Origin of the sequence: Streptomyces sp. NPDC046860 (assembly GCF_040645115.1) — a bacterium.
Lineage (GTDB): Bacteria > Actinomycetota > Actinomycetes > Streptomycetales > Streptomycetaceae > Streptomyces.
Window position 1 is genome coordinate 17,329 of sequence record NZ_JBEYXQ010000001.1, and the last position, 23,658, is coordinate 40,986.

Here is a 23,658-nt window from a genome sequence, read left to right on the forward strand (position 1 = left end):
GGGCGCCGGCGCGCTCCACTAGTGACACCGACGCATTCAATGCGTACGCTCCTGAATATGGATATGCACACTGTGGTGGTGGGGACCACCGGTGTCACCGCGCACGACGTCCTCGCCGTCGCGCGCGCCGGTGCCCGCGTGGAGCTGTCGGATGAGGCGGTCGCGGCGCTCGCCGCCGCCCGCCGGATCGTGGACGCGCTGGCCGCCAAACCCGACCCGGTCTACGGCGTCTCCACCGGCTTCGGCGCCCTGGCGACCCGGCACATCAGCCCCGAGCTGCGCGCGCAGCTCCAGCGCAACATCGTCCGCTCGCACGCCGCCGGCATGGGCCCGCGCGTGGAGCGCGAGGTGGTCCGCGCGCTGATGTTCCTGCGGCTGAAGACCGTCTGCTCCGGCCACACCGGCGTGCGCCCCGAGGTCGCGCAGACCATGGCGGACGTGCTCAACGCCCAGATCACCCCGGTCGTGCACGAGTACGGCTCCCTCGGCTGCTCCGGCGACCTCGCCCCCCTCTCGCACTGCGCGCTGGCCCTGATGGGCGAGGGCGACGCCGAGGGCCCCGACGGGACCGTGCGCCCGGCCGGCGAGCTGCTGCGCGAGCACGGCATCGAGCCGGTCGAACTGCGCGAGAAGGAGGGCCTGGCCCTCCTCAACGGCACCGACGGCATGCTCGGCATGCTGATCATGGCCCTCGACGACCTCGACCTGCTCTACAAGTCCGCCGACATCACCGCGGCCCTCAGCCTGGAGGGGCTGCTCGGCACGGACAAGGTCCTCGCGCCCGAGCTGCACGCCATCCGCCCGCACCCCGGCCAGGCCGCCTCGGCCGCCAACATGCTCGCGGTGCTCAAGGGCTCCCAGCTCACCGGGCACCACCAGGACGACGCGCCCCGCGTGCAGGACGCCTACTCGGTGCGCTGCGCCCCGCAGGTCGCCGGTGCCGGACGGGACACCATGGCGCACGCCCGCCTGGTCGCCGAGCGCGAGCTGGCCGCCGCCGTCGACAACCCGGTGGTGCTGCCCGACGGGCGGGTGGAGTCCAACGGCAACTTCCACGGCGCCCCGGTCGCCTACGTCCTGGACTTCCTGGCCGTCGCCGCGGCCGACCTCGGCTCCATCGCCGAGCGCCGCACCGACCGGCTGCTGGACAAGAACCGCAGCCACGGGCTGCCGCCGTTCCTCGCGGACGACGCGGGCGTGGACTCCGGCCTGATGATCGCCCAGTACACGCAGGCGGCGCTGGTCAGCGAGATGAAGCGGCTCGCCGTACCGGCCTCCGCCGACTCCATCCCGTCCTCCGCGATGCAGGAGGACCACGTCTCCATGGGCTGGTCCGCCGCGCGCAAGCTGCGTACCGCCGTGGACAACCTCACCCGGATCATCGCGGTCGAGCTGTACGCGGCCGCCCGCGCCGTCGAGCTGCGCGAGGGGCTGGAGCCCGCGCCCGCCTCCCGTGCCGTGATCCGGGCCGCGCGCGAGGCCGGGGTGGGCGGCCCGGGGCCGGACCGGTTCCTGGCGCCGGACCTCGCCGCAGCCGACGCGTTCGTGCGCGGGGGCGGGCTCGTGGCGGCCGCCGAGACGGTCACCGGGCGGCTGGGCTAGTACCGCCGGGGTCCCGTCCGCCGGGCGGGACCCCCATGGGGCGGTCAACCAATCGTCAAGCGGGCTTAAAACTCCAGGCGTTCCCGGCGCACCGAATACACCACGAAGCCCGCGCCCACGGCGAGGAACAGGGTGCCGGAGACCACGTAGGGCGTGGTGTCGAAGCTGCCCGTGTCGGCGAGTCTGGCCGGGTCGGAGGCGTCCTGGCCGGTCAGCTGGGACACCGTGGTGACCTGCCCGGTGATCCCCGAGTCCGGATTCCCGGAGTCCGCCGGACCGGAGACCGCCGTACCGACGCCCTCGGAGCCCGTCGAGGGGCTGTCCTGCGAGGCGTTGGCGGACGGGACGAACCACAGGGCGCACAGCAGCGTGCCCGCGGCGGTGGCGGTCAGCAACGGACGGCGAGCGGATGCCACGGAATATCGATCCCCTTGTGACGCTGGCGAATTGGCCGTGTGGAGCGATGTTAGTGAAAATCGCGGGTCACAGGAAAGTCACGACAGGTTTCGGTTCTAGGCTCCCCGCATGGAAGCTGAAGAGACATCACGTTTTGTACGTCTTCGGGTCGAGCTGGTCCTCGAAGTGGTCGACGACGACGAGCTGACCAAGGCCGCGCTGCGCCGTATCGCCACCGACCCGGAGCTGCCGGAGTCGGAGCAGGCCCATGCCGAGGGCGCTGTGACGGAAGACACCGCCGAGGCGCTGGCGTATCTCGTCGACCCGTTCGACCTGGTCAGCGAGGTGCCCGGGGTGGAGCTCCAGCAGGCCTCCTGGTCGAGCGAGCGGTCCGAGTACGACGCGGATTCGCCCGAGTGGGACCTCGACGAGGATGATGGGGACGACGGCGAGGAGCCGGACGGCGAGAACGGGCGGTAGGCCGGCGGCTTCGGCCGCGCGATTCGGGGCACGGATGACCCGGACGGCAACCGCCGTCCGGGTTTTCTCGTCTCACAAGTGGCGCACGGAGCAGCGCGCACCGCCCGTCCCCGAGGGGGGACGTGGCGTTTCCCACAGAACCCCTGACCGGGGAACGGGTAGGCGCGGCCGTGACGTTGAAAGGGTTCAACGGGGATTCTCGGGGTTCTGGCGGATTCGGCAACGATGGAGAAGCGTGTGATGACGGACAGTAAGCGGCGCAAGGGCCTGACGGTCGCGTCCGCACTGCTCGGTGGTGTGCTCGTGCTCACGGGCTGTTCCGGTGGCGGTGACGCCAGCGCGTCCGACGGCGGTGAGAGCTCGCAGGCGAAGGCCGACGAGGCGGCGGCGAAGAAGTCCTCCGAGGCGCAGATCACGATCACGCCCAAGGACGGCTCGAACAACGCCTCCATCAACAACTCGGCAGCGGTCAAGGTCGCCAAGGGCACCCTGACCGGCGTGAGCATGACCACCGCGGACGGCAAGCCCGTCGACGGTGAGCTCTCCGCCGACAAGCTGAGCTGGAAGCCGACCACCCAGCTGGAGCGGTCGACGTCCTACAAGCTCGCCGCCGAGGCCAAGGACTCCGAGGGCCGGGTGGCCCACGAGAACGCGTCCTTCACCACGGTCTCCCCGTCCAACAGCTTCATAGGCAACTTCACCCCGGACAACGGCAGCACCGTCGGGGTGGGCATGCCCGTGTCGATCAACTTCGACAAGGCGATCACCGACAAGGCCGCCGTGCAGAAGGGGATCACGGTCTCCTCCAGCAGCGGCCAGGAGGTCGTCGGCCACTGGTTCAACGCCAACCGGATCGACTTCCGCCCGGAGACGTACTGGAAGGAGAACTCCACCGTCACGCTGAAGCTGGCGCTCGACGGTGTCGAGGGCGCCGACGGCGTCTACGGCGTCCAGCAGAAGACGATCACCTTCCACGTCGGCCGCAACCAGGTCTCCTACGTCGACGCGAAGACCAAGCAGATGAAGATCACGCGCAACGGCAAGGTCGTCAAGCAGATCCCGATCTCGGCCGGCTCCCCGGAGAACAAGACGTACGCGGGCACCATGGTGATGTCCGAGAAGTTCGAGCAGACCCGGATGAACGGCGCGACCGTCGGCTTCACCGACGACGACGGCAAGGGCGAGTACGACATCAAGGACGTGCCCCACGCCATCCGCCTCACCGGCTCCGGCACCTTCCTGCACGGCAACTACTGGGGCGCGAAGTCCATCTTCGGCAGCGTGAACACCAGCCACGGCTGCGTGGGCCTCGCCGACACCAAGGGCGCCAAGGACCCCAACACCCCGGCCGCCTGGGTGTTCAACAACTCGCTCGTCGGTGACGTGGTCGTCATCAAGAACACCGGTGACAAGACCGTCGCCCCGGACAACGGCCTCAACGGCTGGAACATGGACTGGGCGCAGTGGAAGGCCGGTTCGGCCGTCTGATCCCGCTCCGCGACACCCCCTGAGCGCACGAGTGCCGCCCCTCCCGGTGAGGGGCGGCACTTTCGCGTGTGCGGGGCGTCAGAGCGTCGGCACCGCGGCGGCGCCCCAACTGGCCAGCAGGCGCAGGGACTCGGCCGAGGCGGAGTCCGGTTCGGCGTGGTAGACGATCAGGCTGATGTCCGCGTCGCCGGTCACCCGCAACCCCTCGAAACCCAGGGCGAGTTCACCGACCAGCGGATGCCGCAGCCGCTTGACGCCGTAGAACTGCTCCTTCACGTCGTGCGTGGCCCACAGCCTGCGGAACTCCTCGCTCTTGACCGAGAGTTCACCGACCAGCGCGGCCAGCCGGGCGTCGTCCGGGAAGCGTCCGGCGTCCATGCGCAGCCCGCACACGATGTCGATCGCCTTCTGCTCCCAGTCCACGAACAGCTCGCGGTACTCCGGGCAGAGGAACACCAGCCGCGCCCAGGTGCGGTCCTCGGGCGCGAGTCCGCCCCAGTCGCCGAACAGCGCGGTCGCCATCCGGTTCCAGGCCAGGATCTCCGTGCGCCGCCCGACGACGTACGCCGGCACCGCGTCCATCGAGTCCAGCAGGTGCCGCAGCGCGGTGCGCACCTGGGGGCGGCGGGCCGGCGGCCGCTTCTTGTGCGGCGCCGGCTTGGCCAGATGGGTCAGGTGCGCGTGCTCGGCGTCGGTCAGGCGCAGGGCGCGGGCGATGGAGTCCAGCACCTCCGCCGACACATTCCGCCCGTTGCCCTGCTCCAGACGCGTGTAGTACGCCATCGACACCCCGGCCAGTTGTGCCAGCTCCTCGCGGCGCAGTCCCGGCACCCGGCGGCGGTGTCCGAACTCGGGCAGCCCCACGTCCTCCGGCTTGAGCCGGGCCCGGCGGCTGCGCAGGAACTCGCTCAGCTCCGCCCGCCGGTCCAGCGGGCGCCCCGCGGCCGTCTCCGGGTGTTCGTCCATACCTCAAGTATCGAGGGCGGCCCCGTTTCGTAGGCGCCGGAGCCTGTCCCTCCCAGTGGTAGGCACGGCGGACGTACGTAAAGGCGTGACCTGGGTGAGAGCGCCGGATCGGGGCACTCTGGGACAGTGCCCGGTCGAATCGTGTCCGGGTCACCGGCAAGAGCTAGGAGAAGTCCGGCATGACCACTGTTGCTGCGTACGCCGCGCCCGCCCCCAAGGCCCCGCTGGAGCGGACCACGATCGAGCGGCGGCCGGTCGGCGCCCATGACGTCCTGATCGACATCAAGTTCGCGGGGATCTGCCACTCCGACATCCACCAGGCCCGTGACGGCTGGAGCGAGGGGATCTTCCCCATGGTGCCCGGCCACGAGATCGCCGGTGTCGTCACCGAGGTCGGCCCCGAAGTCACCAAGTTCGCCGTCGGCGACCGGGTGGGCGTGGGCTGCATGGTCGACTCCTGCCGCGAGTGCGACAACTGCGAGGCCGGGCTGGAGCAGTACTGCACCGGCACCGGCACCGTCTGGACGTACAACGCCGTCGGCAAGGACGGCGAGCCCACCTACGGCGGCTACTCCGAGCAGATCGTCGTCGACGAGGGCTTCGTCGTCCGCATCCCCGACGGACTGGGCCTGGACGTGGCCGCGCCGCTGCTGTGCGCGGGCATCACCACGTACTCCCCGCTCAAGCACTGGGGTGTCGGACCCGGCAAGAAGGTCGCCGTGGTGGGCTTCGGCGGACTCGGCCACGTCGGCGTGAAGCTCGCCCACGCGATGGGCGCCGAGGTCACCGTCCTCTCGCAGTCCCTGCGCAAGAAGGACGACGGCCTGCGCCTCGGCGCCGACCACTACTACGCCACCAGCGACCCGGAGACCTTCGAGAAGCTGGCGGGCACCTTCGACGTCATCCTGAACACCGTCTCGGCCCCGCTGGACTTCGCGGCCTACATGTCCCTGCTGCGCCTGGACGGCGCCATGGTCAACGTCGGCCTCCCGGAGGAGCCGGTGCAGGTCACGCTGCAGTCGATCTTCGGCAACCGCCGCAACCTCACCACCTCCAACATCGGCGGCATCCCCGAGACCCAGGAGATGCTGGACTTCTGCGCGGAGCACGGGGTGGGCGCGGAGATCGAGCTGATCGGCGCGGGCGAGATCAACGACGCGTACGAGCGTGTGACCGCCAGCGACGTGCGGTACCGCTTCGTCATCGACACGGCGACGATCTGACGTCCCAGGCATTCTGACGTCCCAGGCATTCTGACGTCCCAGGCGTGAAGAAGGGCCGCCCGGCCGGAGCCGGGCGGCCCGTTCTTCTGTGATCGGCCCTGGGCGGGGGGATCAGCCCTGCGCGGGCGCGACGCCGATCGGGCAGGAGACGCCCGTGCCGCCGATGCCGCAGTACCCGGCGGGGTTCTTGTCCAGGTACTGCTGGTGGTAGGGCTCGGCCGGGTAGAACGGGCGGCCCTCGGCGGGGAGGATCTCCGTGGTGATCGTGCCGTGGCCGGAGCCCGACAGGACCTTCTGGTAGGCGTCGCGGGACGCCTCGGCGGCGGCCGCCTGCTCCGGGGTGTGGGTGTAGATCGCGGAACGGTACTGCGTGCCCACGTCGTTGCCCTGGCGGAAGCCCTGCGTCGGGTCGTGGGACTCCCAGAAGGTCTTGAGCAGCCGCTCGTAGGAGATGACCTCCGGGTCGTAGACCACGCGGACCGCCTCGGTGTGGCCGGTCAGGCCCGAGCACGCCTCCTCGTAGGTGGGGTTCTCGGTGTAGCCGCCCTGGTAGCCCACGAGCGTGGTCCAGACGCCCGCGGGGAGCTGCCAGAACTTGCGCTCCGCGCCCCAGAAGCAGCCCAGCCCGAAGTCGGCGACCTCGAGACCGTCCGGGTAGGGGCCGGTCAGGGGGTTGCCGAGGACGGTGTGCCGTGCGGGGACCTCGAAGGCGGGCACGTCCCGGCCCGAGAGCGCCTGCTCCGGGGTCGGTAGCTGCGGTGTGCGGCCGAAGAGCATGGGGTCTCCCTGGTCGGTCTCGGTGTGCGGACGGGCACTGGTTACAACGGCGGGCGCGCCCCGCGCATTCCGGTTCAGGCCGCGTTGCCCCCGGCCGCGACCACGGCCAGGTCGCGGACCTCGCAGAAGTACTCCGCCTTGTTGTTCCGGTACCGCCACGGCAGCGCGTCGACATGGCCGTCGACCAGCCGGAAGTACTCCAGCGCGGCCTCGTCGCGGCCCTGGAGGTGCAGGTAGTACGCCAGCAGGTGGCGCATCTCGGGCAGGCGCGGATGCGCCGGGTCGGCCGCGGCCGCGTCCTTGAGGGCCGCCTCCACCCGCGCCACCATCTCGGGGGTGTTGTCGGCGGCCGTGTCGTCGGAGTCGTCGTGCTCGAAGTGCGCGATCAGCGGCAGCGTCGTCAGCAGAGAGCCGACGGGCGCCCCGGCCGCCGCCCGCTCGGCGAACTCGGTCGCCAGCCGCTCGGAGCCGCGCCACTTGGCGCACCAGTACTGCAGGGCCGAGAAGTGGGCCTCGTAGTGGTGCGGAGCGCGGTCGGTGATCTCCTTCCACAGGGTGTCCATCCGGGCGTTGGGGTAGCCGAGGCCGAGCGCCACCCAGATCTCCGCGACGTACGGCGTGGGGTCGTCCGGGTTCAGTTCGGCGGCCCGCGCGATGTCCTCGCGGGCGCTGGTCAGCGCGCGGTGGAAGCCCTGGAACTGCTCCTGCGTCGTGTACTGCGCCCGCTTCGCGCCGCGCACCCGCCAGGCCAGGAGCACGGAGCTGCGGGCCCGGACCACGGCGGCGTCCGGGTCCCCGGGACGCTCGGCCTCCCAGGCCAGCAGCCATTCGTCGTCCTCGGCGGCCTTGTCGGCCAGCTGGAACGTGAGCAGCGACCGGCGCTCCCAGTCCCGGCCGACGGCCGCCATCAGCTCGGCAGCGGGGTGCCAGTCGCCGCCCCGCACCCCGGCGAGCGCGGTCACCGTCTCCGGCGTCAGCGGGCCGGCCGAGGCGGTGTTCTGCCGCTCGGCGGGCAGCAGGCCGAGCGCGGCCGAGGCGGCGGCCGTCTCGGCGGCGGCCGTGGCGGCCTCCTCGGCGGCGATGGCGGCCTCCGCGTTGCCGGAGAAGAACTCCTTCAGGAACACCTTGGCCATCCAGGCCGCGAAGAGGACGAAGGGCAGGGCCAGGACGGCCAGTATCCAGAGCAGGACGGTCATGGGCGGGCGGGGTCCGTTCGGGTCGGGAGGGGGGAGAGGAAGGGGGCGGTGGCGGCCGCGCGCTCAGGCAGGCTGGGCGGCCACCGGCGGGAGCAGGGCCCGCAGGGGAGCCGTGTCCGGCCGGTCGGCCAGGGCGGCGTCCACGGCCGCCTTCAGCACGTCCTCGGGGCTCGCCCCGGTGGCGCCCGTCGCGCCGGGCAGCCGCACGGCCGCCGGGCGCGACCAGGAGAACTCCCAGGCCAGCAGCGAACGCGCGCTGAACTCGGCGAGCACCATCGTGCGCAGCGCGTCGCCGAGGGCGGGCCGCACGAACGCGCGGAACGCCCGCCCCTTCGCGGCGGCCGCCTCGTCGGACAGCGGCAGCCGCTCGGCCACCCGCCACAGCCGGCCCTCGTCGATGGCGTCGAGCAGGTCGGCGAGCGTCGCGGGGCGTCCGTTGTAGGCGGCCAGCGCGCGGTGCAGCGGGGTCTGCGCGGAGCCCATGCCCTCGGCCATCGCGACGTTCAGCAGCTCCGGCCAGTCGTCGGTGCGCCGGTAGGCCAGCGCCTCGGCGGTCAGCACCGCCTCCTCCAGCGCGCTCAGCGTCCGGGCCGGGTCGGTGAGCAGCTCCAGCGCGGGGCCGTCGCCCGTCGTGCCGCGTCCGTCGGCGGGCAGCGCCTCGATGCGGCGCACCCGCTCGGCGATGGGCGGGTGGGAGTCGTACCGGGACTCGGGCTCATCGGGCAGGTCGGCGCGCAGCTCGTCCAGCTCGGTGGCCCGGGCCGTCAGCAACCGGCCGAAGCCGCCGAAGAACTGACCGCGCGGCGGCAGCGTACGCACGGGCAGGCCCATCGTGGCGTACGACTCCAGGTAGAAGCCGTGGGCGGTGCTGAGCACCGGTATCTCGCGCAGCGCGGAGGCGGTGGCGTCGCGGCCGGCGATCCGGGCTGCGGCCAGGTCGGCCGCGAACTCCTGCCCGCGCCCGGTGGACCGGGAGGCCCGCAGATACAGCTTGGCGTACTGGGTGTAGAGCCACGCCATTCCCCGGTACAGGGCGCCGGTGTGCCGGGTGTCGACCTCGCGGGCCTTCTTGCCCTTGGCGATCCGCTTGGCGGCGGTCCGCTCCTGGCGCTCGCGCTCGTCGTCCACCTTGCCCGCGGCGGTGGCGTGGAACTGCTCGACGACCCGGCTGATCTGGGCCCGGCCGCGCACCACGATCGCGGACAGCCGGGTGTCGCCGGCGGTGAAGTGCCCGTACTCGTGGGCGAGCACGGCGCGCAGCTGGGCCTCGCTCAGTCCGGTGAGCAGCGGCAGGCCGAGGGTGAGGGTGCGCGGTCCGGGGCGCAGGCCGAGCAGCCGCGCGTCCTCGCGCACGGAGGCGTTGACGTCGGCGGTGAGCAGGATGCGGGCGGGGGCGCGGGTGCCGCTCTCGGCGGCCAGTTCGCGCACCAGCGCCCACAGCCGGGGTTCGTCGGCCTCGGTGGCCTCGACGGCGGCCGGGTCCTCGCCCTTCGGCGTGCGGAGCATGAACATGCCGCGTACGACGGGCACGGCGACCAGCACCGAGACGATGACGATCTTGACGGCGGCGAAGCCGCGCAGCCCCAGGTCGAACAGGGCGATGTCGATGCCGATCAGCGCCGCCAGCAGGGCGAGGCTGATCAGATAGAAGCCGGACAGCAGGACGAGGGCGCGCAGCGCGCGCAAGGTTGCGCCCATCGGATGGAGATCCCCCCACAGGAACCGGGCAAGCCGGAGCAGTACGGACATGGCGCACACCGCCGCGCGGTGCGGCCGCTTGAGTGTGGGGGGACTCGGGCCGGGGGCAGAGCAGGAGCAGAGCCCGGGGCAAGCGGAGTATGCCCTACCGCAGGTCAGCCCAGCAATACCGATTCCCCGGCCGCCCGGACGAGGACCGGTGGCGGGGCCGGCCCGGCGGGGTCAGCCCGGCAGGCTCGCCGGGTTGCCGCCGTTGGCCTCGTAGCCCGCGACCGCCAGCGCCCGGTACACCGCGAACGCCTCCGCCGGGTCCTCGGACAGGGTCCACGGCAGCGCGCCCACATGACCGTCCACGTGCACGAGCTGGTCCATGGCCTCCGCCCAGCGCTCGGCCCGCACCAGGAAGAAGACCAGCAGGTGCCGGACGTGCGCCAGCATCGGGTCGTCCGGCCGGGCGGAGTGCACCGCGTGCAGCGCGCCGTGGATCGCCTTGACGACGACCTCGCTGCGGTAGAACCCGGAGACCAGATTGACCTCGGGCAGGTGCTCGAAGACCGCGAACAGCGGCAGCGCGGCCAGCAGCGAGCCCTGGGGCGCGCGGGCCGCCGCGGCCTCGGCGAAGGCGTACGCCTCCTCGCGGGAGCCGTGCCACTTCTCGCACAGGTGGTGCAGGGCGGCGAGGTGGGCGCCCATGTGGTGCGGGGCGGTGTCGAGGATCTTGCCCCACAGCTCGTCGAACTCCGGGCGGGACCAGCCCAGTCCGCGTGCCACGGAGAGGGTGACGATGTGCGGCACCGGGTCGCCGGGGGCGGCGAGCGCGGCCCGCCCGCAGGCGTCACGCGCCTCCTCCATGATGATCCGGAAGTCCTCCGTGCCCGGCACGGAGGTCCGCCACGCCTGCTGCGCCAGGAACTCGGCGTGCACCGCCGCACCACCCGCGTCCTTGGGCTGCTCGGCCCGCCACACCCGCAGCCACTGGCCGCCCGGCGTCTCGTGGACGCCGCCGGGCCGCTCGCGCAGCTCCAGCGAGGCCGCCCCGGCGAACGCCTGCACCCGCTGCCAGCGCCTCTCGCCCTCGGTCTCCGTGCCCGCGAGCAACTGGGCCGCGGCACGGTGGTCCCCGGTGCGGCGCACCAGGTCCAGCACGTCCAGCAGGTCCTGGTCCGGGCCCGGCATGCGGACGTCCAGCTCCTCCTGGCGCAGGAAGCCGTACCGCTCGGGGTCGGCGGCGTCGGGGTGGCCCGGATGCACGCGCTCGATCCCGCCGCGTCCGCGCCGGATCAGCGGAAGCAGCGCGCAGACCAGGAGGGCCAGCGCCAGGAGCAGCCAGAGAGTCGCCATGCGTCAAGCGAACCAGATGCCGCCGACACTTGGCCAACCCCTCCCCGTCCCTGTGGAAAACTCCCGCCCGCCCTCGCCCCCCGGCCCCCTCCAGCCCCTCGCTCCCGCCCCCGCACCGCTCCCGTCCCGGGCCCGGCGTCCGGCAGCACCCCCGCGAGCGCATTACGCTCGGTACACATGAGCGACAGGCACATCAGCGAGCACTTCGAGACTCTGGCGATCCACGCGGGCAACACCGCCGATCCCCTCACGGGCGCGGTCGTCCCGCCCATCTACCAGGTCTCGACCTACAAGCAGGACGGCGTGGGCGGACTGCGCGGCGGCTACGAGTACAGCCGCAGCGCCAACCCGACCAGGACGGCGCTGGAGGAGAACCTCGCGGCGCTGGAGGGCGGCCGCCGCGGCTTCGCGTTCGCCTCCGGCCTCGCCGCCGAGGACACCCGGCTGCGTACGCTGCTCAGCCCCGGCGACCACGTCGTCATCCCCAACGACGCCTACGGCGGCACCTTCCGCCTCTTCGCCAAGGTCGCCTCCCGCTGGGGCGTGGAGTGGTCCGTCGCCGACACCAGCGACCCGGCCGCCGTGCGCGCCGCGATGACCCCGCGCACCAAGGCCGTCTGGGTGGAGACCCCCTCCAACCCGCTGCTCGGCATCACCGACATCGCCGCCGTGGCCCAGGTCGCGCACTCCGCCGGGGCGAAGCTCGTCGTCGACAACACCTTCGCCACCCCCTACCTCCAGCAGCCGCTGTCCCTCGGTGCCGACGTCGTCGTGCACTCGCTGACCAAGTACATGGGCGGCCACTCGGACGTGGTCGGCGGTGCGCTGATCGTCGCGGACGAGGGCCTGGGCGAGGAGATCGGCTTCCACCAGAACTCGATGGGCGCCGTCGCCGGCCCCTTCGACTCCTGGCTGGTGCTGCGCGGCACCAAGACCCTCGCGGTGCGCATGGACCGGCACAGCGAGAACGCCACGAAGATCGCCGACATGCTGTCCCGGCACCCGCGCGTGAGCAGCGTGCTCTACCCGGGCCTGCCCGAGCACCCCGGCCACGAGGTCGCCGCCAAGCAGATGCGGGCCTTCGGCGGCATGATCTCCTTCCGCGTCAAGGACGGCGAGGAGGCGGCCGTCGCGGTGTGCGACCGCGCCCGGATCTTCACCCTGGGCGAGTCCCTGGGCGGCGTCGAGTCCCTCATCGAGCACCCCGGCCGGATGACGCACGCCTCGGCCGCCGGGTCGCCGCTGGAGGTCCCGTCCGACCTGGTCCGCCTGTCCGTGGGCATCGAGAACGCGGACGACCTGCTGGAGGACCTGCAGCAGGCGCTCGGCAAGTAACCCGCCCTACCAGCGGGACACGGGCGGGGTCGTCGACGACGGCGGCTCCGCCCATGGCCGGGTCAGCGCGGCCCAGGTGAGGAAGGCGACCGCCGCCGCGCCGAGCAGCAGCCACAGCAGGCGCCGCCCGGTCCGCAGCAGCCGCAGGAGGCGTTCGCCCCGGCGCGCCGCCTCACCGGGCAGCCCCGGCGGCACGCTCACCGGCAGGGTCTCCATCAGCCGCCGCACGGCGGCCTCGCGTTCGGGCCGGTTCACGGGCTCAGTCCCTTCACGGCCCCAGTCCCTTCACGGCCCCGGTCCGCGTGCGCGGCGGGTGCCCCGGCGGGGGATGCAGCACGGTGGCCGTCCCCCGGTCGCAGAGCGCGCGTACCCGCTCGGCGGGCAGGCCCAGCAGGGCCGCGGTCTGCTGGTCGGCCAGCCCTTCGTACAGCCGCAGCACCAGGACCAGGCGTTCGCGCGGGGTCAGCGCGGCGAGCGGCCCGAGCGGGCGGGAGCGGTGCCAGGCCGCGTGGGCGAAGCGGGTCGCCAGGTAGCCGCGGGCGCGGTCGTAGGGGTCCTCGCCGGGCGGGTGGTCCCAGTGGGCGTAGGTGTGGGCGAGGGCGCGGGTCAGCAGGCGCCGCGCCCGCGGGTTGGCGTCCGGCGCCTCCGCGGTGAGCAGGGTGGCGGTGTGCAGCAGCCGGGCCGCCGCGCCCGCGACGAACCCTCCGAACTCCTGTGCCCTGCGGGCGTCCCGCACGGCCTGCCGATCACGCACCCCGCCTCCCCCAGCGCACCCCGCGGCGCGAGAAGAACCCGTGGGACCCGGACGCGTGCCGAGGGTCCGGTCTCATATGAGGCCCGAGGGGGCCCGGGGGTCAAGAGCCGGGAGCGGGCCGCCTTCAGGTGGCGGCGGGCGGCTGCGGCTGTACGGCCATGCGTTCGGAGAGCGCGGTGTTGAACCGGGTGAGGAGATCGCAGAAGCTCTCGCGCTCGGCGGGCGTCCACTCCTCGGTCAGCTCGGCCATCAACTGGCGCCGCGAGGCCCGTACTTCCGCCAGCCGGGTGCTGCCGCGCGGGGAGAGCTGGAGCACCACGGCGCGCCCGTCCTCCGGGTGCGAGGTGCGCTTGACCAGGCCCGAGTCGACCAGCGGGGCCACCTGACGGGTCACCGTGGAGGAGTCGATGCCCATGCTCGCGGCGAGCGCCTTCACGCCCATGGGGCCCTCGTTGTCGAGGCGGTTGAGCAGGAGGTAGGCGGCACGGTCCATGGAGTTGCGCACCTGGCCGACCCCGCCGAGCCGGGTCTGTTCGGCGCGGCGCGCGAACAGTGCCACCTCGTGCTGGAGGGTGTCGAGCAGACCGCTGTCACCGACGGTTGTCATGTCCATCGACATATCAGGTGTTGTGGGCATGGCCGGAGGCTCGCTTCATGAAGGGGTGCTGGGTTGGGGGACAGGGTACGCGGCCCGGGGGCGGCCCGTACGGGCGCTGCGCAAACCGGTACCGGCGCTGGGCCGTGTCCGCAAAGTGGCGCCTGGCGCGCGACGCCTGGCACGCACGCTCGCGGCGTTGTCGGGATCGTCGTCGGACGCGAGCGTGAACTGCGAGACTTGAGGCATGAGCTACCGCACGGCCGACCCCTTGCGCTCCGTCACCCTCGACGACGTGCGCGGGGCGCAGAAGATGCTCTCGGGCGTGGCCCGCGCGACCGCCCTGGAGGGCAGCAGGCACCTCTCGCGGATGGTGGGCTCGCCGGTGCACCTGAAGTGCGAGAACCTCCAGCGGACGGGCTCGTTCAAGCTCCGCGGCGCCTACGTCCGCATCGCCGGACTGCTCCCCGAGGAACGCGCCGCCGGGGTGGTCGCCGCGAGCGCCGGCAACCACGCGCAGGGCGTCGCGCTCGCCTCCTCCCTGCTGGGTGTGCGCTCGACCGTGTTCATGCCGCAGGGCGCCCCGCTGCCCAAGGTCAGCGCCACCCGTGAGTACGGCGCCGAGGTGCGCCTGCACGGCCAGGTCGTGGACGAGGCGCTCGCGGCGGCCGAGGAGTACGCGGCCGAGACGGGCGCGGTGTTCATCCACCCCTTCGACCACCCCGACATCATCGCGGGCCAGGGCACGGTCGGCCTGGAGATCCTGGAGCAGTGCCCGGAGGTCCGCACGATCGTCGTCGGCATGGGCGGGGGCGGCCTCGCGGCCGGGATCGCGGTGGCGGTGAAGATGCTGCGGCCCGACGTGCGGATCATCGGCGTGCAGGCCGAGGGCGCCGCCGCCTACCCGCCCTCGCTGGCCGCCGGGCACCCGGTGACCGTGGGGAACCCCGCGACCATGGCCGACGGCATCAGGGTCGCGACGCCCGGCACGGTGCCGTTCGGGATCGTCGAGCACCTGGTGGACGAGGTGCGCACGGTCAGCGAGGACCAGCTCTCGGCCGCGCTGCTGCTGTGCCTGGAGCGGGCCAAGCTGGTCGTGGAACCGGCGGGCGCCAGCCCGGTCGCCGCGCTGCTCGCCGACCCCGGCGGCTTCCCCGGTCCGGTCGTCGCGGTGCTGTCCGGCGGCAATGTCGACCCGGTGCTGCTCCAGCGGGTGCTGCGGCACGGCATGGCCGCCCAGTCCCGCTACCTCGCGGTCCGGCTGCGGCTGACCGACCGCCCCGGCGCGCTGGCCACCCTGCTCGGCGTGCTGTCGGCGGCCGACGCCAACGTCCTCGACGTCAGCCACATCCGCACCGACCCGCGGCTCGGCCTCAGCGAGGCCGAGGTGGAACTCCACCTGGAGACCCAGGGCCCCGCCCACCGCGCCGAGGTCACGGCCGCGCTGCGCGAGTCGGGGTACACGATCATCGACTGAGCGGCCGGGCGGCCGAACCGGGGCGGTCCGCGGCCCGTGTCACTCGTTCGGGGAAGGATTGCGAAAACCCGTTGAGCGACGCGATACATCGCGTTACGGTTTTTCGCACGGGGGTCCGATCGCCGCTCGCTCGTCTGGGGGCCGGGTCCGCGCAGCAGCCAATTCCGTGCACCACCGACGACGTGGAGACATCATGCCGGGCGCCATCCATGCCGAGGGTCTGGTGAAGACCTTCGGGGACGTAAAGGCTCTGGACGGCGTCGACCTCGACGTTCCGGAGGGGACGGTCCTCGGGCTGCTCGGGCCGAACGGCGCGGGCAAGACCACGACCGTCCGCTGCCTGACCACCCTGCTGCGCCCCGACAGCGGCAGGGCGGTCGTCGCCGGGGTGGACGTGCTCAAGGACCCGGACACCGTGCGCCGTTCCATCGGTCTCTCCGGCCAGTTCGCGGCGGTCGACGAGTATCTGACCGGCCGGGAGAACCTCCAGATGGTCGGCCGGCTCTACCAGATGCGGGGCAAGGCGGCGAAGGCGCGCGCGGCGGAGCTGCTGGAGCAGTTCCATCTCGCCGACGCCGCGGACCGGCCCGCCAAGACCTACTCCGGGGGCATGCGCCGCAGGCTCGACCTCGCGGCGGCGCTCGTGGTCTCGCCGCCCGTGATGTTCATGGACGAACCGACGACCGGCCTCGACCCGCGCAACCGCCAGGAGCTGTGGGGGGTCATCAAGCAGCTCGTCTCCGGCGGAACCACCCTGCTGCTCACCACGCAGTACCTGGAGGAGGCCGACCACCTGGCCCACGACATCGCCGTGGTCGACCACGGCAAGGTCATCGCCCAGGGCACCTCCGACCAGCTCAAGGCCCGCACCGGCGGGGAGCGCGTCGAGGTCGTGGTGCACGACCGGGACCGGATCGCGGGCACCGCGGAGGTGCTGCGCGCCCTCGGCAAGGGCGAGACCACGGTCGAGGAGCACACCCGCAAGCTCACCGTCCCCGTCACCGGCGGCGCCAAGCTGCTCGCCGAGGTCATCCGGGAGCTGGACACCCGGGGCATCGAGATAGACGACATCGCGCTGCGCCGTCCGACCCTGGACGACGTGTTCCTCTCCCTGACCGGACACACCGCCGAGGCCGGCCCGGGCGCGCCTGCGGACACCGAGAGCACCACCGAGACCGAGGGGGCCGTCAAGTGAGTGCCGTCAGCCGGAGCGCCCAGGCCGTGGCGCCCGCCCATCCGCTGGGGCGGGCCGTCCGGGACTCCCTGATCGTGGCCCAGCGGAACCTGATCCGCATGGTCCGCATCCCCGAGGTCGTCATCTTCGGCCTCATCCAGCCGATCATGTTCGTGGTGCTGTTCACCTACGTCTTCGGCGGTTCGATGAAGGTCGGCGGCAGCACCAGCGCCACCGCCTACACCAACTTCCTGATGGCCGGGATCTTCGCGCAGACCGTCACCTTCGCCACCGCCGGCGCGGGCGCGGGCATCGCCGACGACATGCACAAGGGCCTGGTGGACCGCTTCCGCTCGCTGCCCATGGCACGCGGTGCGGTGCTGACCGGCCGTACGCTCGCCGACCTCGTGCAGACCGCGCTCACCCTGCTGGTCCTGGCCGTGGTCGCCCTGCTGGTCGGCTGGCGGGTGGGGTCCGACGGCGACACCGACGCCCTGCGGGTGCTGGCAGCCTTCGGCCTGCTGCTCCTGCTGGGGTACGCGTTCACCTGGATCGGCGCCCTGATCGGCCTGTCCGTGCGCACCCCCGAGGCGGCGACCTCCGGCGGACTGGTCTGGCTCTTCCCGGTGACCTTCCTGTCCAACGCCTTCGTCGACACCGGCAACATGACCCCGTGGCTGCGGCACATCGCGGACTGGAACCCGTTCAGCGCCACCGTCGAGGCGGCCCGTGTGCTGTTCGCCAACCCCGGCGGGTCCACGTCCACCGCCTGGCCCATGCAGCACCCGGTGTGGGCCTCGCTGATCTACTCGGTCCTCATCATCGTGGTGTTCCGCACCCTGGCGGTCCGCAAGTACCGCTCGGCCACCGCCTGACACGACGAAGCCCCCGGCGCCGCGAGGGCGCCGGGGGCCGGCCGGAAGAAAAAGGGGGATCGGGTCAGCCCGAGTACGGCTCGGCCTTCAGGATCTTCACCGTGGCCTTCTTGCCGTTCGGCAGCTCGTATTCCGCGTCCTCGCCGACCTTGTGGCCGATCACGCCCGAGCCGAGCGGGGACTGCGGGGAGTAGGTCTCGACATCGGAGCTCGCGTACTCGCGGGAGGCGAGCAGGAACGTCATCGTGTCGTCCTCGTCACCGTCGAAGGCGATCGTGACGACCATGCCCGGCGCGACGGCACCATCGGTGGAGGCCGGAGCCTCGCCCACCTGGGCGTTCTCCAGAAGCTGGGTGAGCTGGCGCACGCGCAGCTCCTGCTTGCCCTGCTCCTCCTTGGCCGCGTGGTACCCGCCGTTCTCGCGCAGGTCGCCCTCCTCGCGCGCGGCCGCGATCTTGGCCGCGATCTCCGTGCGCGCAGGACCAGTAAGGTACTCAAGCTCGTCCTTGAGCTTGTTGTACGCCTCCTGGGTCAGCCAGGTGACGTTCTCGCTGGTCTGGGTCACAGGGTGCTCCTCGTCGGTACTGGGAATACAAAGCATCGCCCTACCCAGAAGCATGTTCTCTCTTGGATGGGCGAAACCACGAGCCTAACAATTCAGGGGCGAAAGGGGGAGGACATAAGCCATCAGAATCGCATCAGCGCAGGTCATGCCGTACGCATTCCGGGTGGTGCCTCAGCCGGCGTGGCAGCCCAGCAGTTCGGCGGTGGACCCCTTGGCGGTCGTACGGAGCGTGACGACCTTGTCCACCCGCGTGTCCGGCCCGGTGAAACGGAAGTCGGCCCGGCCGACCTCGGCCCCTTCGGCCGACTGGGAGCGCAGCGTGCAGTAGCCCGCGACACCGGCGTCCCGGTGGACCTCCAGATGCACCCGCACGGAGTGGTCCGTGGCCTGGAAGGTGATGACCTGGGCGCTGATCTCGCTCTTGGCGACGTAGTGGTAGGCGAAGAAGCCGACCAGCGCGATCAGGGCCGCGCCCAGCACCGCGCCGAGGATCTTGAGCCGGTGGTCGGCACGCTCGTCCGAGGAACGGCCGTAGCGGCCCTCGGGCAGCCGCGTGCTCGCCGTAGCCATGATCGTCCTCTCCGCGGAATTATTCGCCCCCCGATTCGGTCACTATAGAAGCCTGCCGCCCGCCCTCCGACCGCCGCCCCATGGACGACGTGCCCCCGGCACGGCACCCGTTGACTGCCCCACCGAACCGCGGGGCGCCGACCAACAAGGAACGAGTCTTGACTGACCAGCTGCGACTGATGGCCGTCCACGCGCACCCCGACGACGAGTCGAGCAAGGGCGCGGCCACCATGGCGAAGTACGTGTCCGACGGGGTGGACGTGCTGGTGGTGACCTGCACCGGTGGAGAGCGCGGCTCCATCCTCAACCCCAAGCTCCAGGGTGACGCGTACATCGAGGAGAACATCCACGAGGTGCGCAAGAAGGAGATGGACGAGGCCCGCGAGATCCTCGGGATCAAGCAGGAGTGGCTCGGCTTCGTCGACTCCGGTCTGCCCGAGGGCGACCCGCTGCCCCCGCTGCCGGAGGGCTGCTTCGCGCTGGAGGACGTCGACAAGGCGGCCGGTGAGCTGGTGCGCAAGATCCGCGCGTTCCGTCCGCAGGTGATCACCACCTACGACGAGAACGGCGGCTACCCCCACCCCGACCACATCATGACCCACAAGATCTCGATGGTGGCGTTCGAGGGCGCGGCGGACACCGAGAAGTACCCGGAGTCCGAGTTCGGCCCGGCCTTCCAGCCGGGCAAGCTGTACTACAACCAGGGCTTCAACCGCCCCCGCACCGAGGCCCTGCACCACGCGATGCTGGACCGCGGCCTGGAGTCGCCGTACGGGGACTGGCTCAAGCGGTGGAAGGAGTTCGAGCGGGTCGAGCGCACCCTGACCACGCACGTCCCCTGCGCCGACTTCTTCGAGATCCGGGACAAGGCGCTGATCGCGCACGCCACCCAGATCGACCCCGACGGCGGCTGGTTCAAGGTCCCGATGGAGCTCCAGAAGGAGGTCTGGCCCACCGAGGAGTACGAGCTGGCGAAGTCCCTCGTGGACACCTCCCTCCCCGAGGACGACCTCTTCGCGGGCATCCGGGACAATGCCTGACATGAGCGCAAGCGTGAGCCTCGCAGTGACGCACCTCGTCCCTCTCGCCAAGGAGATCGACGAGAACAAGGTCACCCCCGGTGTCCTCGGCTTCATCGTGTTCGCGGTGATGGCCCTGGCCGTCTGGGGCCTGATGAAGTCCATGAGCAAGCACATGGGGAAGGTCGACTTCAAGGAGGCCCCCGCCGAGGGGGAGACCTCCGGAACGAAGACCGACTCCCGGCAGGGCTGAACCTGCCGCGAGCGGGGCGCGACCGGACCGGCCGCGCCGCGCTCACCTCTTGCCCGGTACCGGCACCCCCAGCACATCGCGGGCGTGCCGGTCCGGTGTCATGCGCAGCCGCCAGGCCTGCCAGCCCGCCTCCAGGCTCACCCCGCGCTGCAGCAGCAGGGCGTAGGCCGGGGCGCAGTCGGTGAGCCGTTCGTCCCGCAGCGGGTGCTCGGAGCGGACCAGGCGGGCCAGCTCCTCCTGGGCGACCGTCGTGCCCACCTCGGTGCCGCCGGGCGCCGCGTACGGCAGCAGGGTGCAGCGCAGGAAGCGTGCCCAGTCCTCGCCGCGCCGGTCGCCGTAGGCGGTGAACAGTCCGAGCGCCTCGTCGCACAGGGCCAGCGCCTGCTGGGTACGGGCGTTGCCGGCGTCCACCACCGCCAGCTCCAGGCAGGACCACGCCTCGCCGTGCGGGACGCCGACCCGCTGGAAGTCGGCGCGGGCGTCGACCAGTAGCTGGCGGGCGAAGCCGGAGTTGCGCAGCGAGCCGGTCTGCGCCGCCCGCTGGTCGCGGGTCACCCGCGCCGAGTGGTGCCGGGCGCACGCCAGGCCGTACACGTCCCGCATCCGGGAGAACATCGTGCGCGAGCGTTCCAGCTCCCGCACCGCCCGGTCCAGATCGCCGGTCTCCTCCAGCGCCTGCCCGAGGTGGTACAGCGTCCACGCCTCGCCGCGCGCGTCCTCGTTGTCCCGGTGTCGCGCGGCCGCCTGGCGCAGCCCCTCCACGGCGGGCCCGGCGTCGCCGTCGACCATCCGGGCGCGGGCGAGCTGGGTCAGCGCCCACGCCTCGCCGCGCCCGTCGCGGGTGCGGCCGTACCGGTCCAGTGCCGCCCGCAGCTCCGACTCCGCGCGGGGCACGTCGCCCAGGCACAGCGCGAGCTGGCCGAGCTGGTAGTGGGCCCACGCCTCGCCGTGCACCGAGCCGCCCGCCCGGTGCAGGACCAGGGAGCGCTCCAGCAGTTCCAGCGCCTCCGGCAGCCGGGCCCGGTCGCGCTGGACGGCGGCGAGCGCGTGCATCGTCCAGGCGCGGTCGGTGGCCAGCTGCGGCGGCGCCTGGAGATCCATCGCCTCCTGGAGCTTGGCGGCCGCCTCGGTCAGGTTGCCCTGGTGGTGCAGGGTGATGCCGAGCGAGCACAGCGCGCGGGCGGCGCCCGCGTCGTGCTGCGCCTCCCGGTAGAGGTCCACCACCGACGTCAGCGTGGTACGCGCCTTGTCCAGCTCGCCGAGCTGCCGGGCCGCGATGCCGGTGCGCCACTGCACCGAGCGCACCAGCAGCCCTTCGTCCACGGCCTGCGCCAGCTCGTTGATCTCGCCGAGCCGGTACAGGTCGCCGCGCAGCAGGCAGTAGTCGCACAGCGCGCCCAGCAGGTTGAGCACCGCCCCCTGGTCCACGCCCTCGGCCCGGCGCAGGGTGGCCGTGATGAAGCTGGTCTCGTCGTCCAGCCAGCGCAGCGCCTCCTCCAGCGACAGGAAGCCGTGCGAGCCGAACCGGTCCGACCGCGTCGACATGTTGCCGTCGACCAGGCGGAGCACCGAGTCGGCCAGCTCCGCGTAGTTCAGGATCAGCCGTTCCTGGGCGGCGGTGCGCTCGGCAGGCTCCTCCTCGTCCAGCAGCCGGGCCTCGGCGAAGGCGCGTACCAGGTGGTGCAGCCGGTACCGGTCGTCGCGGACGTGGTCCAGCAGCCCGGCGCGGGCCAGCGCGGCCAGGTGCCGGCCCGCCTCCTGCTCGCCGGCGCCCAGCAGCGCGGCGGCCGCCGCCACGCCCAGTGAGGCCCGTCCGGCCAGCGCGAGCCGGCGCAGCAGGCGGCGGGCCGGCTCCGGCTGGTCGGTGTAGCGCAGCCACAGCACCCGCTCCACCGGTGCCACGGGGCCGTAGGCGGCCAGCTCCGCCGCCAGCGCGCTCGCCGGGCGGGAGCCCAGCGCGGAGCCCGCGCAGCGCAGCGCGAGCGGCAGTCCGCCGCACAGCTCCCTGATCCGCTCGGTGGAGTCGGCGTCGTGGGGGTGGCCGGACTCGCGCGCCCCGGCGCCGAGCAGTTCCCCGGCGCCGGCCGAGTCCAGGGCCGTCACGGGCAGCTGGTGCACCCAGGCGGGCAGGCCGGCGTCCAGCTTCAGCGGGGCGGTGGCGGTGACCAGGACCAGGCTGTCGGAGCGCTCCGGGATCAGCGCGCGTACCTGCGCCGGGTCGGACACGTCGTCCAGCACGAGGGCGACCGGCAGCCCGGCCAGGTGCTGGTGGTACAGCTCGCCGAGCCGTTTGACCTGCTGTTCGGGGGAGGCGTGTTCACGGAAGAGCAGCTGCTCGCGGGGTGCGCCGAGCCGGTTCAGCAGGTGCAGCAGGGCGTCGCGGACGGGCAGCGGGCGGGTCTCGCGGCCGTCGCCGCGCAGGTCGACGACGACGGCGCCCCGGAAGTGGTCGCGCAGTTCGTGTGCCGCGCGCACCGCGAGGGTGGTGCGGCCCGAGCCGGGTTCGCCGTGCAGGACGACCACGGTCGGCCGGGTCTCCGTCTCCGCGCGTGCGGCCAGCGCCCACTGGCGGATGCGCGCCAGTTCCTCCGCACGGCCCGCGAACAGGTCGTCGGGGTCGGGCAGTTGGCCGAAGGACTGGTCCAGTGCCGTGCGCCGCCGGGCGGCCGCGCTCTTGTCCGCGCCGCGCAGCGCCGGGCCGCCGCCCGGCTTCCGCGGGGCGGTGGAGGCGGCCAGCATCCGCTGCTGGTCCAGGAAGGGGCGGATGCCCCGTACCTCCAGCGCGGTCAGCCACTGCAGCCGCAACTGCTCGGGGCCGCCCGGCTGGCTCGCCGCGCCCTTGCGGTGGTGGGCGGCGGGCAGATGGGTGCCGGCCACCTTCACCACCGTCGCGGCGGCTCCGGCCACTCCGGCGATCAGGCCCGCCCCGAGCGCGGTGCCCGCGCCGGTGCCGAGGGACAGGTCGGCGACGGCGGCGCCGGCCGCGGCCACGGCCGCCACCAGCAGCGGGGTCCCGGCGCCCTCGCGGGCGTAGCGGCGGCCGAAGGTCAGCCGGTCCGCCTCGGACGCGTCGAGCGCGCGGGTGTAGGCGGTGTACTCCTCCTCCGCCGCCCCCGCCATGCCGTCGAGCGCGGCGCGCGCCCGCGCGAGCAGCGGCGCGCCGTCGGTCCGCCCGCCCGACCGGCGCACCTCCTCCTCCACGGCCCGTACCAACAGCCGGTCGGCCTCGGCCCGATGTCCGTCCCGCATGCGTCCCCCTCGGCGCCGGATACCGCAACTCCCTTGCCCACCAGTGTCCTTCGGGTGGGCGGCCGGCGCGAGAGTGCGTCGATCACCGGCCGGGGAACGGCGGTCACGGGGGACGGGCCGCGAGGCGGGCCGCGGGCCCAGGCTGACTAGTCGGCGGCCACCACGGCCGGCTCGCCGCCGGTCATGCGCACCAACTCCGCGAAAGTGGTGGGGAAGACGGTGTGCGGCATGCCCGCGCCCGCCCAGACCTGACCGTGGTCCTCCAGGGCGACGTCGACCAGGGTGCGTACGGGACGGGGGTGGCCCACGGGAGCCACGCCGCCGACCTCCTGGCCGGTCACCTCCAGGACGAACGCCGGGTCGGCGCGGCGCACCTTGCTCCGCCCGACGCCGAGCAGGCGGGCCAGCAGCCGGGTGTCGACCCGGTGGGCGCCGCTGGTCAGGACGAGCACCGGGGCGCTGTCCACGGAGAAGACCAGGCTGTTGGCGACCGCCCCCACGGTGCACCCGAGCTGGGCGGCCGCGTCGGCGGCGGTGGGTGCCGGGGCGGGCAGTTCGACCACCTCGGCCGCGCTGCCGCGTTCCCGCAGGGCCGTGCTGACCCGTCGTACTCGCTCGTGCATCA

23 protein-coding genes are annotated in these 23,658 nt (G+C 72.8%); 10 read left to right on the top strand and 13 right to left on the bottom strand.

Annotated elements, in window-relative coordinates; translation table 11 throughout:
* Positions 1-63: 63 nt before the first annotated feature.
* A complete protein-coding gene (hutH, locus tag ABZ898_RS00085; protein ID WP_361652237.1) occupies positions 64-1,602 on the top strand; it encodes a histidine ammonia-lyase in 1,539 nt (512 codons plus the stop codon).
* A gap of 65 nt (positions 1,603-1,667) precedes the next feature.
* On the opposite strand, the gene ABZ898_RS00090 is transcribed toward hutH, so the two are convergent.
* Positions 1,668-2,018: a hypothetical protein gene (locus tag ABZ898_RS00090; RefSeq protein ID WP_361651165.1), complete on the bottom strand. Its 351-nt coding sequence runs from the start codon at positions 2,016-2,018 to the stop codon at positions 1,668-1,670.
* Between the two features lie 109 nt (positions 2,019-2,127).
* Here ABZ898_RS00090 and ABZ898_RS00095 point away from each other — a divergent pair, with 109 nt between their 5' ends.
* Positions 2,128-2,478 (top strand): hypothetical protein, encoded by a 351-nt coding sequence (locus ABZ898_RS00095; RefSeq protein WP_361651167.1) that lies wholly within the window; start codon positions 2,128-2,130, stop codon positions 2,476-2,478.
* Between the two features lie 225 nt (positions 2,479-2,703).
* Complete coding sequence (locus tag ABZ898_RS00100) at positions 2,704-3,966, top strand: Ig-like domain-containing protein (RefSeq protein ID WP_361651169.1); 1,263 nt, start codon at positions 2,704-2,706, stop codon at positions 3,964-3,966.
* A gap of 78 nt (positions 3,967-4,044) precedes the next feature.
* Here ABZ898_RS00100 and ABZ898_RS00105 read toward each other — a convergent pair whose 3' ends face one another.
* Positions 4,045-4,932: a helix-turn-helix transcriptional regulator gene (locus ABZ898_RS00105; RefSeq protein ID WP_361651170.1), complete on the bottom strand. Its 888-nt coding sequence runs from the start codon at positions 4,930-4,932 to the stop codon at positions 4,045-4,047.
* A gap of 179 nt (positions 4,933-5,111) precedes the next feature.
* Between ABZ898_RS00105 and ABZ898_RS00110 the strand changes: the two genes are divergently transcribed.
* Entirely contained in the window at positions 5,112-6,155 is a 1,044-nt protein-coding gene (locus tag ABZ898_RS00110; protein ID WP_361651172.1) for an NAD(P)-dependent alcohol dehydrogenase, read from the top strand.
* A gap of 111 nt (positions 6,156-6,266) precedes the next feature.
* Here ABZ898_RS00110 and msrA read toward each other — a convergent pair whose 3' ends face one another.
* The 4 genes from msrA to ABZ898_RS00130 all read right to left on the bottom strand — a co-directional run bounded on the left by msrA (position 6,267) and on the right by ABZ898_RS00130 (position 11,167).
* Positions 6,267-6,932 carry a peptide-methionine (S)-S-oxide reductase MsrA gene (gene msrA, locus ABZ898_RS00115; RefSeq protein ID WP_361651174.1) on the bottom strand — a complete coding sequence of 222 codons (666 nt, stop codon included), beginning with the start codon at positions 6,930-6,932 and terminating at the stop codon, positions 6,267-6,269.
* Positions 6,933-7,006: 74 nt separating this feature from the next.
* Positions 7,007-8,128 carry a hypothetical protein gene (locus ABZ898_RS00120; protein ID WP_361651176.1) on the bottom strand — a complete coding sequence of 374 codons (1,122 nt, stop codon included), beginning with the start codon at positions 8,126-8,128 and terminating at the stop codon, positions 7,007-7,009.
* Positions 8,129-8,191: 63 nt separating this feature from the next.
* Positions 8,192-9,826, bottom strand: a complete 1,635-nt coding sequence (locus ABZ898_RS00125; protein WP_361651178.1) for a M48 family metallopeptidase — start codon at positions 9,824-9,826, stop codon at positions 8,192-8,194.
* 222 nt (positions 9,827-10,048) lie between these two features.
* Positions 10,049-11,167: a hypothetical protein gene (locus tag ABZ898_RS00130; protein WP_361651180.1), complete on the bottom strand. Its 1,119-nt coding sequence runs from the start codon at positions 11,165-11,167 to the stop codon at positions 10,049-10,051.
* Between the two features lie 177 nt (positions 11,168-11,344).
* Between ABZ898_RS00130 and ABZ898_RS00135 the strand changes: the two genes are divergently transcribed.
* On the top strand, positions 11,345-12,502 hold the full coding sequence (locus ABZ898_RS00135; RefSeq protein WP_361651182.1) for a cystathionine gamma-synthase: 1,158 nt from the start codon (positions 11,345-11,347) through the stop codon (positions 12,500-12,502).
* Positions 12,503-12,508: 6 nt separating this feature from the next.
* Here the strand turns inward: ABZ898_RS00135 and ABZ898_RS00140 are convergent, their stop codons facing one another.
* The 3 genes from ABZ898_RS00140 to ABZ898_RS00150 all read right to left on the bottom strand — a co-directional run bounded on the left by ABZ898_RS00140 (position 12,509) and on the right by ABZ898_RS00150 (position 13,875).
* Positions 12,509-12,757, bottom strand: coding sequence for a hypothetical protein (locus ABZ898_RS00140; protein WP_361651184.1), 249 nt, complete (start codon positions 12,755-12,757; stop codon positions 12,509-12,511).
* A 13-nt stretch (positions 12,758-12,770) separates the two neighbouring features.
* Entirely contained in the window at positions 12,771-13,256 is a 486-nt protein-coding gene (locus ABZ898_RS00145; RefSeq protein WP_361651186.1) for a sigma factor-like helix-turn-helix DNA-binding protein, read from the bottom strand.
* 124 nt (positions 13,257-13,380) lie between these two features.
* On the bottom strand, positions 13,381-13,875 hold the full coding sequence (locus tag ABZ898_RS00150; RefSeq protein ID WP_361652239.1) for a MarR family transcriptional regulator: 495 nt from the start codon (positions 13,873-13,875) through the stop codon (positions 13,381-13,383).
* Positions 13,876-14,098: 223 nt separating this feature from the next.
* On the opposite strand from ABZ898_RS00150, the gene ilvA reads away from it, so the two are divergent.
* The 3 genes from ilvA (at position 14,099) to ABZ898_RS00165 (ending at position 17,377) form a co-directional block, all read left to right on the top strand.
* A complete protein-coding gene (gene ilvA, locus ABZ898_RS00155; protein WP_361651188.1) occupies positions 14,099-15,328 on the top strand; it encodes a threonine ammonia-lyase in 1,230 nt (409 codons plus the stop codon).
* Positions 15,329-15,521: 193 nt separating this feature from the next.
* Entirely contained in the window at positions 15,522-16,523 is a 1,002-nt protein-coding gene (locus ABZ898_RS00160; RefSeq protein WP_361651190.1) for an ATP-binding cassette domain-containing protein, read from the top strand.
* A complete protein-coding gene (locus tag ABZ898_RS00165; RefSeq protein WP_361651192.1) occupies positions 16,520-17,377 on the top strand; it encodes an ABC transporter permease in 858 nt (285 codons plus the stop codon). The genes ABZ898_RS00160 and ABZ898_RS00165 overlap by 4 nt, the downstream gene beginning before the upstream one ends.
* Before the next feature lie 64 nt (positions 17,378-17,441).
* Here ABZ898_RS00165 and greA read toward each other — a convergent pair whose 3' ends face one another.
* Together greA and ABZ898_RS00175 are read right to left on the bottom strand one after the other, a co-directional pair.
* Positions 17,442-17,942, bottom strand: a complete 501-nt coding sequence (gene greA, locus ABZ898_RS00170; protein WP_361651194.1) for a transcription elongation factor GreA — start codon at positions 17,940-17,942, stop codon at positions 17,442-17,444.
* 171 nt (positions 17,943-18,113) lie between these two features.
* A complete protein-coding gene (locus ABZ898_RS00175) occupies positions 18,114-18,512 on the bottom strand; it encodes a DUF4307 domain-containing protein (RefSeq protein WP_361651196.1) in 399 nt (132 codons plus the stop codon).
* A 158-nt stretch (positions 18,513-18,670) separates the two neighbouring features.
* Here ABZ898_RS00175 and mca point away from each other — a divergent pair, with 158 nt between their 5' ends.
* Positions 18,671-19,552: a mycothiol conjugate amidase Mca gene (mca, locus tag ABZ898_RS00180; RefSeq protein ID WP_361651198.1), complete on the top strand. Its 882-nt coding sequence runs from the start codon at positions 18,671-18,673 to the stop codon at positions 19,550-19,552.
* The gene (locus ABZ898_RS00185; RefSeq protein WP_361651200.1) at positions 19,545-19,784 is read left to right on the top strand and encodes a hypothetical protein; all 240 of its coding nucleotides are present in this window, start codon (positions 19,545-19,547) and stop codon (positions 19,782-19,784) included. Before mca ends, ABZ898_RS00185 begins: the two co-directional genes overlap by 8 nt.
* A gap of 42 nt (positions 19,785-19,826) precedes the next feature.
* Here the strand turns inward: ABZ898_RS00185 and ABZ898_RS00190 are convergent, their stop codons facing one another.
* Positions 19,827-23,033, bottom strand: coding sequence for a tetratricopeptide repeat protein (locus ABZ898_RS00190; RefSeq protein ID WP_361651201.1), 3,207 nt, complete (start codon positions 23,031-23,033; stop codon positions 19,827-19,829).
* 146 nt (positions 23,034-23,179) lie between these two features.
* Complete coding sequence (locus tag ABZ898_RS00195) at positions 23,180-23,656, bottom strand: YbaK/EbsC family protein (RefSeq protein WP_361651203.1); 477 nt, start codon at positions 23,654-23,656, stop codon at positions 23,180-23,182.
* Positions 23,657-23,658: the final 2 nt, after the last annotated feature.

Bases quoted from the DNA above. Each gene is read 5' to 3' on its own strand.
- ilvA (WP_361651188.1), top strand. From the start codon at position 14,099: ATGAGCTACCGCACGGCCGACCCCTTGCGCTCCGTCACCCTCGACGAC.
- ABZ898_RS00110 (WP_361651172.1), top strand. From the start codon at position 5,112: ATGACCACTGTTGCTGCGTACGCCGCGCCCGCCCCCAAGGCCCCGCTG.
- ABZ898_RS00130 (WP_361651180.1), bottom strand. From the start codon at position 11,167: ATGGCGACTCTCTGGCTGCTCCTGGCGCTGGCCCTCCTGGTCTGCGCG.
- ABZ898_RS00190 (WP_361651201.1), bottom strand. From the start codon at position 23,033: ATGCGGGACGGACATCGGGCCGAGGCCGACCGGCTGTTGGTACGGGCC.
- ABZ898_RS00195 (WP_361651203.1), bottom strand. From the start codon at position 23,656: ATGCACGAGCGAGTACGACGGGTCAGCACGGCCCTGCGGGAACGCGGC.
- msrA (WP_361651174.1), bottom strand. From the start codon at position 6,932: ATGCTCTTCGGCCGCACACCGCAGCTACCGACCCCGGAGCAGGCGCTC.
- ABZ898_RS00125 (WP_361651178.1), bottom strand. From the start codon at position 9,826: ATGGGCGCAACCTTGCGCGCGCTGCGCGCCCTCGTCCTGCTGTCCGGC.
- ABZ898_RS00175 (WP_361651196.1), bottom strand. From the start codon at position 18,512: ATGGCTACGGCGAGCACGCGGCTGCCCGAGGGCCGCTACGGCCGTTCC.
- ABZ898_RS00095 (WP_361651167.1), top strand. From the start codon at position 2,128: ATGGAAGCTGAAGAGACATCACGTTTTGTACGTCTTCGGGTCGAGCTG.
- ABZ898_RS00105 (WP_361651170.1), bottom strand. From the start codon at position 4,932: ATGGACGAACACCCGGAGACGGCCGCGGGGCGCCCGCTGGACCGGCGG.
- hutH (WP_361652237.1), top strand. From the start codon at position 64: ATGCACACTGTGGTGGTGGGGACCACCGGTGTCACCGCGCACGACGTC.
- ABZ898_RS00120 (WP_361651176.1), bottom strand. From the start codon at position 8,128: ATGACCGTCCTGCTCTGGATACTGGCCGTCCTGGCCCTGCCCTTCGTC.
- ABZ898_RS00135 (WP_361651182.1), top strand. From the start codon at position 11,345: ATGAGCGACAGGCACATCAGCGAGCACTTCGAGACTCTGGCGATCCAC.
- ABZ898_RS00100 (WP_361651169.1), top strand. From the start codon at position 2,704: ATGGAGAAGCGTGTGATGACGGACAGTAAGCGGCGCAAGGGCCTGACG.
- ABZ898_RS00160 (WP_361651190.1), top strand. From the start codon at position 15,522: ATGCCGGGCGCCATCCATGCCGAGGGTCTGGTGAAGACCTTCGGGGAC.
- ABZ898_RS00150 (WP_361652239.1), bottom strand. From the start codon at position 13,875: ATGTCGATGGACATGACAACCGTCGGTGACAGCGGTCTGCTCGACACC.
- ABZ898_RS00185 (WP_361651200.1), top strand. From the start codon at position 19,545: ATGCCTGACATGAGCGCAAGCGTGAGCCTCGCAGTGACGCACCTCGTC.